General features: G+C 62.7%; 14 protein-coding genes. 9 read left to right on the forward strand and 5 right to left on the reverse strand.

What is annotated here, in order from left to right; translation table 11 throughout:
- Positions 1-136: 136 nt before the first annotated feature.
- Positions 137-1,591, reverse strand: a complete 1,455-nt coding sequence (gene thiI, locus ACWKWX_RS06090) for a tRNA uracil 4-sulfurtransferase ThiI (protein WP_416422003.1) — start codon at positions 1,589-1,591, stop codon at positions 137-139.
- A 332-nt stretch (positions 1,592-1,923) separates the two neighbouring features.
- On the opposite strand from thiI, the gene glnA reads away from it, so the two are divergent.
- The 7 genes from glnA to ntrC all read left to right on the forward strand — a co-directional run bounded on the left by glnA (position 1,924) and on the right by ntrC (position 8,653).
- On the forward strand, positions 1,924-3,330 hold the full coding sequence (gene glnA / locus ACWKWX_RS06095) for a glutamate--ammonia ligase (protein ID WP_416422002.1): 1,407 nt from the start codon (positions 1,924-1,926) through the stop codon (positions 3,328-3,330).
- 191 nt (positions 3,331-3,521) lie between these two features.
- Complete coding sequence (locus ACWKWX_RS06100; RefSeq protein ID WP_483827224.1) at positions 3,522-3,917, forward strand: cupin domain-containing protein; 396 nt, start codon at positions 3,522-3,524, stop codon at positions 3,915-3,917.
- Between the two features lie 58 nt (positions 3,918-3,975).
- Entirely contained in the window at positions 3,976-4,515 is a 540-nt protein-coding gene (locus ACWKWX_RS06105) for a chorismate mutase (protein ID WP_483827225.1), read from the forward strand.
- A gap of 204 nt (positions 4,516-4,719) precedes the next feature.
- Positions 4,720-5,256, forward strand: a complete 537-nt coding sequence (locus ACWKWX_RS06110; protein WP_473005127.1) for a DUF4124 domain-containing protein — start codon at positions 4,720-4,722, stop codon at positions 5,254-5,256.
- On the forward strand, positions 5,253-5,858 hold the full coding sequence (locus tag ACWKWX_RS06115; protein WP_416421999.1) for a DUF4124 domain-containing protein: 606 nt from the start codon (positions 5,253-5,255) through the stop codon (positions 5,856-5,858). Before ACWKWX_RS06110 ends, ACWKWX_RS06115 begins: the two co-directional genes overlap by 4 nt.
- Positions 5,859-6,134: 276 nt before the next feature.
- Positions 6,135-7,220, forward strand: coding sequence for a nitrogen regulation protein NR(II) (gene glnL / locus ACWKWX_RS06120; protein WP_416421998.1), 1,086 nt, complete (start codon positions 6,135-6,137; stop codon positions 7,218-7,220).
- Positions 7,217-8,653 carry a nitrogen regulation protein NR(I) gene (gene ntrC / locus ACWKWX_RS06125; RefSeq protein ID WP_416421997.1) on the forward strand — a complete coding sequence of 479 codons (1,437 nt, stop codon included), beginning with the start codon at positions 7,217-7,219 and terminating at the stop codon, positions 8,651-8,653. The genes glnL and ntrC overlap by 4 nt, the downstream gene beginning before the upstream one ends.
- Before the next feature lie 581 nt (positions 8,654-9,234).
- On the opposite strand, the gene ACWKWX_RS06130 is transcribed toward ntrC, so the two are convergent.
- Complete coding sequence (locus ACWKWX_RS06130) at positions 9,235-9,675, reverse strand: hypothetical protein (protein ID WP_416421996.1); 441 nt, start codon at positions 9,673-9,675, stop codon at positions 9,235-9,237.
- On the opposite strand from ACWKWX_RS06130, the gene trmL reads away from it, so the two are divergent.
- Positions 9,674-10,129, forward strand: coding sequence for a tRNA (uridine(34)/cytosine(34)/5-carboxymethylaminomethyluridine(34)-2'-O)-methyltransferase TrmL (gene trmL, locus ACWKWX_RS06135; RefSeq protein ID WP_008367899.1), 456 nt, complete (start codon positions 9,674-9,676; stop codon positions 10,127-10,129). The genes ACWKWX_RS06130 and trmL overlap by 2 nt on opposite strands.
- A gap of 53 nt (positions 10,130-10,182) precedes the next feature.
- Here the strand turns inward: trmL and secB are convergent, their stop codons facing one another.
- From secB to ACWKWX_RS06150, 3 genes are read right to left on the reverse strand one after another with little or no spacing between them, the layout of a single operon-like run.
- Positions 10,183-10,677 carry a protein-export chaperone SecB gene (secB, locus tag ACWKWX_RS06140; protein ID WP_416421995.1) on the reverse strand — a complete coding sequence of 165 codons (495 nt, stop codon included), beginning with the start codon at positions 10,675-10,677 and terminating at the stop codon, positions 10,183-10,185.
- A 41-nt stretch (positions 10,678-10,718) separates the two neighbouring features.
- Positions 10,719-10,973 (reverse strand): glutaredoxin 3, encoded by a 255-nt coding sequence (gene grxC / locus ACWKWX_RS06145; RefSeq protein ID WP_416421994.1) that lies wholly within the window; start codon positions 10,971-10,973, stop codon positions 10,719-10,721.
- Position 10,974: 1 nt separating this feature from the next.
- Positions 10,975-11,388: a rhodanese-like domain-containing protein gene (locus ACWKWX_RS06150; protein WP_416421993.1), complete on the reverse strand. Its 414-nt coding sequence runs from the start codon at positions 11,386-11,388 to the stop codon at positions 10,975-10,977.
- Positions 11,389-11,599: 211 nt separating this feature from the next.
- Between ACWKWX_RS06150 and gpmI the strand changes: the two genes are divergently transcribed.
- Complete coding sequence (gene gpmI, locus ACWKWX_RS06155) at positions 11,600-13,135, forward strand: 2,3-bisphosphoglycerate-independent phosphoglycerate mutase (protein ID WP_473005126.1); 1,536 nt, start codon at positions 11,600-11,602, stop codon at positions 13,133-13,135.
- The last annotated feature ends 94 nt before the right edge of the window (positions 13,136-13,229 follow it).

Here is a 13,229-nt window from a genome sequence, read left to right on the forward strand (position 1 = left end):
TGTATCTCGATCAGAGGATTCGGTGTGCTGACAGGTTGTGACAGCGATTTGACTTAGAGTCCCGCAAAGCCGTTACAGCTTTACGGTGGCGTCGGGGGGCCGGTGACGCAGGCCACAGGCAAACAGCCCCGGGCGCTTAGCTCGGTCGATAAACGCGCACATTGGCATGTCCCTCACTGAGCAAGTGGTGGGCATGCAGGCGACTCATCACGCCTTTGTCGCAATACAGCAGGTACTGACGGGTGGGGTCCAGTTCCTTGAAACGGCTGTTCAGTGCATAGAACGGCAGTGCCTTGACCTCGATGCCTTCGAGTTCAAGGGGCTCGTCTTCCTGGGCGTCCGGATGCCGAATGTCGATGATCACCTGCCCGGCCAGGGCCTGGGCGACTTCCTCGATTTCGATGTCCTGGCCCAATTCATCGATCACATTGTCGATGGAAACGAGCTTGGCGCGTTCCAGGGCCCGCTCCAGCACGGCCATGTCGAACTGCTGTTCTTCATAGGCGACGCGGTGGGGCTTGGCCTTGGTGGTGGGGTTGACCGAAATCACCCCGCAATATTCAGGCATGTGCTTGGCGAAGTCGGCGGTGCCGATTTCGTTGGCCTGGTCAATGATGTCCTGCTTATGGCTGGCAAGCAATGGACGCAGCAGCAGCTTGTCGGTTGCCGCACTGATCACCGAGAGGTTCGGAAGCGTCTGGCTCGACACTTGCGAGATGGCCTCGCCGGTTACCAGGGCATCAATTTGCAGACGATCGGCCATGCGGCTGGCGGCGCGCAGCATCATGCGCTTGAGAATCACGCCCATGTGGCTGTTGTCGACCTTGCCCAACAGCTCGCCCACCACTTCCTCGAACGGGATGCTGATGAACAGCACGCGCTGGGAGCTACCGTATTTTTTCCACAGGAAGTGCGCGACTTCCATCACGCCCAGCTCGTGGGCACGGCCGCCCAGGTTGAAGAAGCAGAAGTGGGTCATCAGGCCGCGGCGCATCATCTGGTAGGCGGCCACGGTGGAGTCGAAGCCACCGGACATCAGTACCAAGGTCTGCTCCAGCGAGCCCAGCGGGTAGCCGCCGATGCCCTGGTGCTGGCTGTGGATGATGAACACGCGCTTGTCGCGGATCTCCAGGCGCACTTCCACGTCCGGGGTGCGCAGCTCGATGCCGGCGGCGCCGCACTGCTGGCGCAATTGGCTGCCAACGTAACGGTCCACATCCATGGAACTGAAGGTGTGCTTGCCGGCGCGCTTGCAGCGCACGGCGAACATCTTGCCCGCCAGCAGGTGGCCGAAGTGCTGCTTGCACTGGGCGACCAGGTCGTCCATGTCGCCCAGTGGGTATTCATCCACCTGGAGGAAATGGGTGATACCGGGCACGCACTTGAGGCGCTCGATCATCTCGCGCTGGATTTTCGCATCTTCGATGCGGGTGACAACGGTGAGGTTGTCCCACACGCCATCCACCACCAGCTTCGGGTCCAGTTCACGGAGCACGACGCGGATGTTCTTGGCGAGCTGGCGAATGAAGTTCTTCCGAACGGGCCGGCTCTTGATGGTGATTTCTGGGAAGACTTTTACGATTAGTTTCATGAAAAACAGCGCGCGAGGTGCCAGCCGAAAAAGGGGGGGCAGGATTATAGCGGAAATTGCTCAGCTTTTAACCAGTTATCGTACAGAAGGTTTTCAGTGCACCTTTATGGTGCCTTAAGGATTGCTAGCGCTTCAAAACAGTGCGGCAAATCGGCGCATTTTGCCGAAAACAGGCCGAAATGCTTGGGTTTGGGGCAAAAAACCCATCTCGGGGCACTGGCATGCAAATTGCTCCCTTGTGAGGCAGGTTGCCTTGGCAGACTATTCGCGCCCGGCATCACCCAAATTACAGGGCTAACCACTACCAGCCCTTATTCACCCCGGAGGACAACATGTCGAAGTCGGTTCAACTCATCAAAGATCATGACGTCAAGTGGATTGATCTGCGCTTCACGGACACCAAGGGCACCCAGCACCACGTCACCATGCCAGCCCGTGACGCGCTGGAAGACGACTTCTTCGAAGTCGGCAAGATGTTCGACGGTTCCTCCATCGCTGGCTGGAAAGGCATCGAAGCCTCCGACATGATCCTGCTGCCGGACGACGAAACTGCCGTCCTGGACCCGTTCACCGAAGAGCCGACCCTGATCCTGGTCTGCGACATCATCGAACCTTCGACCATGCAAGGCTACGATCGCGACCCGCGCGCCATCGCCCACCGCGCCGAAGAATACCTGAAGTCGACCGGTATCGGTGACACCGTGTTCGCCGGCCCAGAGCCAGAGTTCTTCATCTTCGACGAAGTGAAGTTCAAGTCCGACATCTCCGGTTCCATGTTCAAGATCTACTCGGAACAAGGTTCGTGGATGTCCGACCAGGACGTGGAAGGCGGCAACAAGGGCCACCGTCCAGGCGTGAAAGGCGGCTACTTCCCAGTTCCTCCGTTCGACCACGACCACGAAATCCGTACCGCCATGTGCAACGCACTGGAAGAGATGGGCCAGGTCGTTGAAGTTCACCACCACGAAGTGGCAACTGCTGGCCAGAACGAAATCGGCGTCAAGTTCAACACCCTGGTGAAGAAGGCCGACGAAGTCCAGACCCTGAAGTACGTTGTGCACAACGTTGCCGACGCTTACGGCCGTACCGCTACCTTCATGCCTAAGCCACTGTACGGCGACAACGGCTCGGGTATGCACGTACACATGTCCATCGCCAAAGATGGCAAGAACACCTTCGCTGGCGAAGGCTATGCCGGCCTGTCCGACACCGCCCTGTACTTCATCGGCGGTATCATCAAGCACGGTAAGGCCCTGAACGGCTTCACCAACCCGGCGACCAACTCGTACAAGCGTCTGGTCCCAGGCTTCGAAGCTCCAGTAATGCTGGCCTACTCGGCTCGCAACCGTTCGGCTTCGATCCGTATTCCTTACGTCAACAGCCCGCGCGGCCGTCGTATCGAAGCACGCTTCCCGGATCCGGCTGCCAACCCATACCTGGCCTTCGCAGCACTGCTGATGGCCGGCCTGGACGGTATCCAGAACAAGATCCACCCTGGCGACGCCGCTGACAAAAACCTGTACGACCTGCCGCCTGAAGAGGCGAAAGAGATCCCACAAGTTTGCGGCAGCCTGAAAGAAGCCCTGGAAGAGCTGGACAAAGGTCGTGCGTTCCTGACCAAAGGCGGCGTTTTCAGCGACGACTTCATCGACGCTTACATCGCCCTGAAAAGCGAAGAGGAAATCAAGGTGCGCACCTTCGTGCACCCACTGGAATACGAGCTGTACTACAGCTGCTAATCCGGTGACGTTGGCGCAAGCCGCGTGATTTGAAAAAGGCCTCCTTCGGGAGGCCTTTTTTATGCCTGCTGCAGAGCCATGTCCTACACCGTCTTGCTACTCATCCTTCATCTCAATCCGCCTCCTGCCGACATTCTCGATCACGCCCCGCCGATAGGCTTCACCTCTCCTTTCGCGCAAGGCAAACCCTCATGAAACCGAGACACCTGCTGATCGCCGCCCTCGCCTGCCTACCCACCCTGGGCATGGCGGTGGAAAAACAGATCCTGCTGCAAAGCACCACGTCCTGGGACGGTACACCTTACCAGGCCTATCCCCAGGGCAAGCCAGAACTGACCCTGCTCAAGCTGCGCATCCCCGCCAATACTGTGCTGGATTGGCACAGCCATGCCATGCCTAACGCAGGTTACCTGCTGTCCGGCGAGCTGATCGTCGAAACCCAGGACACCGGCAAGACGGTAACCGTCCGGCCAGGTGATGCGATGGCCGAGTTGATCGGCACCCAGCACCGCGGCCGTACCGGTGCGCTGCCAGCAGAATTGATCGTTTTCTACGCCGGCAGCCCAGGCATGCCACTTGCCCAATAGGATTGGCTGTTAGAATCATCCGCTGCCGTTCGTCACCAATAACAACATGAGTACGACAATGCGTAGAACCCTGCTGCTCGCCGCCACCCTGTTCTCCAGCGCTGCCTTCGCCGCGCCGCCCGCCACCCTCGCGCCGCTGCTGGACAGCGTGCAACAACGCCTGGACATCGCCCCCAAGGTCGCCCTGACCAAATGGGACAACCACAAGCCGGTGCTCGACGCCCCGCGCGAGCGCGACGTGATCGCCGGCGCTGGCAAGCTGGCCGCCGAGTACAAGGTGGATGGCGCCCTGGCCGAACAGTTCTTCGCCGCGCAGATCGAGGCCAACAAGCTGGTGCAGTACGGCCTGCTGACCCAGTGGAACGCCAAGGGCGCCGCGCCTGATACGCCACGGGTAGACCTGGCCAAGGAGATCCGCCCGCAGCTGGACGTGCTGCAGAAGCAGCTGCTGGAGCGCCTGGCGGCGTTCGCGCCGGCGCGCAGCGACCCGCAATGCCCACGCTGGGTGGCCAGTGCCATCGAAGCGCGCAAGGCTGATGCGCTGCAGCGCACGGCGCTGGTGCGGGCCACCGGCGAGTTGTGCGCCAGCCCTTCCTGACGCGCCCGTAGCAGCGGCCGCAGGCCGCGTCACAGGCACCGCTGGATGACAGGCAAACCCCAGCGCCCTCGGACGCAGCCTTCGGCAGCTGCTACGTGAACCCGGCACGTTGCTACAAAGCCGAAACCATCCGTCGGCCATTCTGTTCTATGCTGGCACCTGGGCCGCGAGGCCGTTCCTTCCATGAACCGACAGGATGCGTTCATGCGCTCATGCCTTATCTGGGTACTGATGCTGATGGCGTTGCCCGCTTTCGCGCAGATCTACAAATACACCGACGCCGAAGGCAACACCGCCTACTCCAACCAGCCGCCCGACGGCACCCGCTCGCAGACCGTGGAACTGCCACCGCTCAACAGCGTGGAACCGCAGGCCCCCATTGCGCCCATGGTGCCGGTGCCGCGCAGCCCTCGCAGCAACCAGCCCCAGCAGGCCTACAACACCTTGCAGCTCACCGACATCCCCAGCGACGAAGCGCTGCGCGCCAACAACGGCACCTTCACCGTGGGCGTGCTGATCGACCCGCGCCTGCGCGACATCCACCGCTTGCGCCTGCTGCTCGACGACCAGCCCTACGGCCAGCCCACCAACGTGCCACGCCTGCAACTGGTGAACATCGACCGCGGCGACCACAGCCTGGCCGTGCAAGTGCTGTTCAATGACAAGGTGGTGCAGCAAAGCCCCACGGTCACCTTCACCCTGCAGCGCTACCACCTGCCACCCGCCGGAAAACGCCCATGAACCGCCTGCTGTCGGGCCTTGCATTGCTGGTGCTGAGCGCATCGGCCATGGCCCAGGTCTACACCTATATCGATGCCCAGGGTAACCGCGTCTACACCGACAAGCCCCACGCCAACGCCACCGTGGTGGACGTGCGGCCCAGCAACAGCATGAGCGCCACCCCGGTGCTGCCCACCCCGGCGCGCAAGCTGGCCAGGAAGCAGCCCGTGAGCCACTACGACATGCTGCGTATCCTCATTCCGGAACCGGACGCCAGCATCCATGACGCTTCCGGCAACATGATCGTGACCATCACCAGCGACCCGCCGCTGATGGCTAACCACGGCTACCGCCTGCTGATGGACGGCAACGTGGTCGCCGGCCCCGCGGTAAGCCCGGTGTTCGCGCTGAAGAACGTCGACCGCGGCACGCACCAGCTTGCAGCGGAGATCATCGACAACCATGAAACCGTGATCGAACGCACCCCGGCCCAGCCGTTCCACATGCAACGCATCTCGCTGATCCAGAAGCGCCGCAACAACCCCTGCAAGACCGAGGACTACGGCGTGCGCCCCGAATGCCCGCTCGCCGACAAGCCCGCCGACGACGAAGACAGCGAATGACACATCCAGCCGCTATAGTTTCCGCATCCGCTCTATTTTGGTGCGAATAGAACCGGTAAAGTCGGACGAACATCCCATTTTGGGTCAATCCTGAACGAGACCCTGCCCGCTGCGTCATTTAATGAGCAGTGAAAGCGCCATTTTCCGCCGGCCGCGCTTCTTTTCGGAGCTTTGGTTTAGTTCTTGCATTTTAAGGTGTATCAGCGGATTACCAGCCCGCGCCGCCAAGGACCCGCGCTCCTGCGGCAATGGGCCAAAAGAGGTCAACGACAGCTAATGACCATCAGTGATGCACTGCACCGACTGCTTCTGGACAACCTGACCACTGCCACCATCCTGCTCAACGCCGAGCTGCGCCTGGAGTACATGAACCCGGCCGCGGAAATGCTCCTGGCCATCAGCGGCCAGCGCAGCCATGGGCAGTTCATCAGCGAGCTGTTCACCGAGTCGGCCGAGGCCCTCAACTCCCTGCGCCAGGCCGTGGAACAGGCCCACCCGTTCACCAAGCGCGAGGCCATGCTCACCGCGCTCACCGGCCAGACCCTGACCGTGGACTACGCGGTAACGCCGATTCTCAACAACGGCCAGACCCTGCTGCTGCTCGAAGTGCACCCCCGTGACCGGCTGCTGCGCATCACCAAGGAAGAGGCCCAGCTGTCCAAGCAGGAAACCACCAAGATGCTGGTGCGCGGCCTGGCCCACGAGATCAAGAACCCGCTGGGCGGCATCCGTGGCGCCGCGCAGCTGCTGGCCCGGGAGCTGCCCGAGGAGAGCCTGAAGGACTACACCAATGTCATCATTGAAGAGGCCGACCGCCTGCGCAACCTGGTGGACCGCATGCTCGGTTCCAACAAGCTGCCGTCGCTGGCCATGACCAACGTGCACGAGGTGCTGGAGCGCGTGTCCAGCCTGGTGGAAGCAGAAGCCCAGGGCGGCATCACCCTGGTGCGCGACTACGACCCCAGCATTCCCGACGTATTGATCGACCGCGAGCAGATGATCCAGGCCGTGCTCAATATCGTGCGCAACGCCATGCAGGCCATCAGCGGCCAGAACGAGTTGCGCCTGGGCCGCATCAGCCTGCGCACGCGCACCATGCGCCAGTTCACCATTGGCCACACCCGCCACCGGCTGGTGACCAAAATCGAAATTACCGACAACGGACCCGGTATACCGGCCGAGCTCCAGGAGACCATCTTCTACCCGATGGTCAGCGGGCGCCCGGACGGTACAGGCCTTGGCCTTGCCATTACCCAGAACATCATCAGCCAGCACCAGGGGCTGATCGAGTGTGAAAGCCACCCCGGCCACACCACTTTCTCGATCTTCCTGCCGCTGGAACAAGGAGCCGCTTCGTCATGAGTCGTAGTGAAACTGTCTGGATCGTCGATGACGACCGTTCCATCCGTTGGGTGCTGGAAAAGGCCTTGCAGCAGGAAGGCATGACCACCCAGAGCTTCGACAGTGCCGATGGCGTCATGAGCCGCCTGGCCCGCCAGCAGCCGGACGTGATCATCTCCGACATCCGCATGCCCGGCGCCAGTGGCCTGGACCTGCTGGCGCGCATCCGCGAATCGCACCCGCGCCTGCCGGTCATCATCATGACCGCCCATTCGGACCTGGACAGCGCCGTGGCGTCGTACCAGGGCGGTGCGTTCGAATACCTGCCCAAGCCGTTCGACGTGGACGAGGCCGTGGCCCTGGTCAAGCGCGCCAACCAGCACGCCCAGGAGCAACAAGGCCTGACCGAAGTGCCGACGCTGACCCGCACGCCGGAAATCATCGGCGAAGCGCCGGCCATGCAGGAAGTCTTCCGCGCCATCGGCCGCCTCAGCCATTCCAACATCACCGTGCTGATCAACGGTGAGTCGGGTACCGGTAAAGAGCTGGTCGCCCACGCCCTGCACCGTCACAGCCCGCGCGCGGCGTCGCCGTTCATTGCCCTGAACATGGCCGCCATTCCCAAGGACCTGATGGAGTCCGAGCTGTTCGGCCATGAGAAAGGCGCGTTCACCGGTGCTGCCAACCTGCGCCGCGGCCGCTTCGAGCAGGCCGACGGCGGCACGCTGTTCCTCGACGAGATCGGCGACATGCCGGCCGACACCCAGACCCGCCTGCTGCGCGTGCTGGCCGACGGCGAGTTCTACCGCGTGGGCGGCCACACCCCGGTGAAGGTCGACGTGCGCATCATCGCCGCCACCCACCAGAACCTGGAAACCCTGGTGCACGCCGGCAAGTTCCGCGAGGACTTGTTCCACCGCCTGAATGTGATCCGCATCCACATTCCGCGCCTGTCGGACCGCCGTGAAGACATCCCGACCCTGGCCAAGCACTTCCTCAGCCGCGCCGCCCAGGAGCTGGCCGTGGAGCCCAAGCTGCTGAAGGCCGAGACCGAGGAATACCTGAAGAACCTGCCGTGGCCCGGCAACGTGCGCCAGCTGGAGAACACCTGCCGCTGGATCACCGTGATGGCCTCGGGCCGTGAAGTGCACATCGGCGACCTGCCACCCGAGCTGCTGAGCCTGCCGCAGGACGCAGCGCCGGTGACCAACTGGGAGCAGGCCCTGCGCCAATGGGCCGACCAGGCCCTGGCCCGTGGCCAGTCCAGCCTGCTGGACAGCGCCGTGCCGAGCTTCGAGCGCATCATGATCGAGACCGCCCTCAAGCACACCGCCGGCCGCCGCCGCGACGCCGCCGTGCTGCTGGGCTGGGGCCGCAACACCTTGACCCGCAAGATCAAGGAACTGGGCATGAAGGTGGATGGCGGCGACGAAGACGAAGGCGACGACGCCTGACCCACCCCGTTACACCAAAAAAAACCGCCAGCGACCCTGGCGGTTTTTTTTTACCCGTAGCAGCTGCCGAAGGCGGCGTCCCCAGCCAACCCGGTATTGCGCCCGGACGCAGCCTTCGGCAGCTGCTACGGGGTTGTGCATGGTGGCCCTGGCGTGCACCGCCGCAAGGCGTTTTTGCCCTTGGATCCAGCAAAAATGGCCTGAAAAATACCTCGGCAAAAATTGCCATTCATCGCCAAACCCGCGAAATACAAGGCTTGCGGCCGTCGGATCACAAATTCGCAACATCATGAGCGCATTTTTTCAAAAGCTGGCACGCGCTCTGCAATGTAGTAAGTGCAGGAACAGAAACACACGCCCAGTTTTGGGGTCCTTGGTACAGGCAGGCCGGGGAACCCTTCTTTACAGCCGGGACGCGCAGCACTCGACGAGGGTTGCGGTCCCACACCCGTTTTGGGGACCTTGGTACAGGCAGGCCGGGGATTCCCCTTCTTTACAACGGGGCGCGCAGCACTCGACGAGCGTTGCGCACCCCTCCCGTTTTGGGGACCTTGGTACAGGCAGGCCGGGGATTCCCTCTTTTATTCCTCCCGGAGGCTGAGCTTCAGCCTCCAGCGCCCATCCTCTTCTTCCCCACTGATATCACCGTGCAAGGGCCGCGCCGCCACCACGTTCAACAACAGGCCGTTCTCGCCTGGCTGGGTGCGCCAGTTGGCCTTCTTGCCGTTGATATCCACCTGGCCGTTGCGAGTCAGGCCGTGGGCCTCGAATTGCACCACCAGCGCCCCGTCCACCGTGGTGGTCTGCACCTTGGGTTCGCCCGTGAACCAGAACACCAGCGCCGCCGGTTGTGGCTCGATTTTCACCAGTTCCAGCACTTCGGGGTTGGTGAGCTTGCCGATCATCAGCCCCACCATCAGGCCGATGATCGCCAAGGAGAACATCACCCGCGGGAACAGGCTCGGACGCGGGTCCGGTTCAGGGGTAGAATGCTGCCCGTCTTTCAGTTCGGAGCCGTGCATGTTTCACGTCATCCTTTTTCAACCAGAGATACCGCCCAATACAGGCAACATTATACGGCTGTGCGCCAACAGTGGCTGCCACCTGCACTTGATCGAACCGATCGGCTTCGAGCTCGATGACAAGCGCCTGCGCCGCGCCGGCCTGGACTACCACGAGTACGCCACGCTCAAGCGCCACGCCGACCTTGCCAGCTGCCTGGAAAGCCTGGGCAACCCGCGGCTGTTCGCGTTCACCACCAAGGGCTCCAAGCCGTTCCACGAGGTGAGCTTCGCCGACGGCGACGCCTTCCTGTTCGGCCCGGAAAGCCGCGGCCTGCCGCCCGAGGTGCTGGACCCGCTGGGCAGCGACCAACGCCTGCGCCTGCCGATGCGTGAAGGCTGCCGCAGCCTGAACCTGTCGAACACCGTGGCCATCGCGGTGTACGAGGCGTGGCGCCAGTTGGGCTTCGCCTGACCTTGTAGCCACAAAAAAGCGCCCCGAGGGGCGCTTTTTCGTTGCGGCAAGCCTTACTGCAGCGAAGGCTTCGGCGCGTCGCCGGCTTCCTGCATGCGTTGCAGCTCTTGCGCGTACAGGGCGTCGAAGTTGACCGGGGCCAGCATCAGCGCCGGGAACGAGCCACGGACAACCAGGCTGTCCAGGGTTTCGCGCGCGTACGGGAACAGGATGTTCGGGCAGAAGGCACCCAGGGTGTGGCTCAGGGAGGCGTCGTCCAGGTTCTTGATCAGGAAGATACCGGCCTGCTGCACTTCAGCGATGAAGGCCACTTCCTCGCCGTTCTTGACGGTGACCGACAGGGTCAGCACGACCTCGTGGAAACCTTCTTCCAGCGCCTTCTGGCGAGTGTTCAGGTCCAGGGCAACGCTTGGCTCCCACTGCTGGCGGAAGATGGCCGGGCTTTTCGGCGCTTCGAACGACAGGTCACGCACGTAGATGCGCTGCAGGGAGAATTGCGGGGCGTTGGCTTCGTCGTTTGCCGCGCCGTTGTTCGGTTGATCAGTCATCGCAGATCCTTCTTACATTAAGGTCGTAACGTGGTTTGAATTCAGGCCTTGAGCAGCGCGTCGAGCTTGCCGGCGCGCTCCAGTGCGTACAGGTCGTCACAGCCGCCGACGTGCTGCTCGCCGATCCAGATTTGCGGGACCGAGGTGCGCCCGGCCTTCTGGGCCATGGCGGCGCGCACTTGTGGCTGGCCGTCGACGCGGATTTCTTCGAAGGCAACGCCCTTGCTTTCCAGCAGGGCCTTGGCCCGCATGCAGTAGGGGCACCAATCGCTGGAGTAGACGACGACGTGGCTCATTTCACTTTACCAGTGGAAGATTGTCAGCGCGCCAGCTGGAAACACCACCTGACAGTTTGGCCGCGGTATAGCCTGCCTTCAGCAGCTCGCGCGCGGTAGTACCGGCGTGCTGGCCCAGGCTGTCGACGATGATCAGGGTCTTGCCCTTGTGCTTTTCCAGCTCGGCCATGCGCGAGGCCAGCTTGTCCTGGGGAATGTTCAGGGCGCCGACGATGTGGCCGCTGGCGTAGTCTTTCTTGGCGCGGATGTCGATGACCACGGCCTGCTCGGCATTGACCAGTGCAGTCAGTTCACGCGGGCTCAGGCTCTTGCCGCCACGGCTGGCTTCCAGCGCAAGCAGCATGATCAGCAGGATGGCGAAAGCGCCGACGAGCAGATAGTGATTTGTGGCGAATTGAAGCAGGTGATCGGCCATCAGCAGGTTCCAGGGCGTTAAAATGTCGGCCAGTATACACAGCCGTCAAAGTCGGCCAAAGCCCGCCGGGCGCAACCTTCACGGAACCGCCGGCGCAAGGGCCTTGTCTGTGCTTCATAAGTGCGATTGATGAAGGTTATTCGCAAGCCTTGGCGTCTATGCCCTAAAATACGCTTCTCCTTTTCCATCTGACATAGCCGCGAGTGGATCTATGACAACCACGCCTAAACCTTTGGTCCTGATCATCCTGGATGGTTTCGGTCACAGCGAAAGCCACGAATACAATGCTGTCTATTCGGCGAAGAAGCCCACGCTGGACCGCCTGACCCAGACCATGCCCAATGGCCTGATCTCCGGTTCAGGCATGGACGTGGGCCTGCCCGACGGTCAGATGGGCAACTCCGAGGTCGGCCACATGAACCTGGGCGCCGGCCGCGTGGTGTATCAGGACTTCACCCGCGTGACCAAGGCCATTCGTGACGGCGAGTTCTTCGAGAACCCGACCATCTGCGCCGCCGTGGACAAGGCCGTGGGCGCGGGCAAGGCCGTGCACATCCTGGGCCTGCTGTCGGACGGCGGCGTGCACAGCCACCAGGACCACATCGTGGCCATGGCCGAGCTGGCCGCCCAGCGTGGCGCCGAGAAGATCTACCTGCACGCCTTCCTCGACGGCCGCGACACCCCGCCCAAAAGCGCCGAGGCGCCGCTGGAGCTGATGGACAAGACCTTCGCCCGCCTGGGCAAGGGCCGCACGGCCACCATTATCGGCCGCTACTTCGCCATGGACCGCGACAACCGCTGGGACCGCGTCAGCGCGGCCTATGAGCTGATTGTCGACGGCACCAGCGAATTCACCGCCGCCACCGCCGTGGACGGCCTCAACGCTGCCTACGAGCGCGGCGAGAACGACGAATTCGTCAAGGCCACGCGCATTGGCGACCAGGTGCAGGTGGAAGACGGCGACGCCGTGGTGTTCATGAACTTCCGCGCCGACCGCGCCCGGGAAATCACCCGCGTGTTCGTCGAAGACAACTTCGCCGACTTCCCGCGCAAGCGCCAGCCCAAGCTGGCCGGCTTCGTGGGCCTGACCCAGTACTCGGTGAAAATCCCCGCCCCGGCCGCCTTCGCCGCCGGCAGCCTGCACAACGTGCTGGGCGAGTACCTGGCCAACAACGGCAAGACCCAGCTGCGCATCGCCGAGACCGAGAAGTACGCCCACGTGACCTTCTTCTTCTCCGGCGGCCGCGAAGAGCCGTTCCCCGGCGAAGAACGCATCCTGATCCCGTCGCCAAAGGTCGCCACCTATGACCTGCAGCCGGAAATGAGCGCCCCCGAGGTTACCGACAAGATCGTCGACGCCATCGAGCACCAGCGCTTCGACGTGATCGTGGTCAACTACGCCAACGGCGACATGGTCGGCCACAGCGGCATCATGGAAGCCGCGGTGAAGGCCGTGGAATGCCTGGACACCTGCGTGGGCCGCATCGTCGAAGCCCTGGACAAGGTGGGCGGCGAAGCGCTGATCACCGCCGACCACGGCAACTGCGAGCAGATGGAAGACGAGTCCACCGGCCAGGCACACACCGCGCACACCACGGAGCCTGTGCCGTTCATCTACGTCGGCAAGCGCAAGGTCCACGTGCGCGAAGGCGGCGTGCTGGCCGACGTGGCGCCGACCATGCTGCACCTGCTGAACATGGCCAAGCCTGAGGAAATGACTGGCCACTCGATTCTGGTAGACGACTAAGCTCACTGCGCGGGGGCCGGTGCCAGCGCCCTGCCCCCCGCGCCCTGGATGAAACGTCCGGCAGTTGCCGCACGGACGTTTTTTTTGCAAGCCG

The sequence above is a fragment of the Pseudomonas imperatae genome (genome assembly GCF_057128625.1).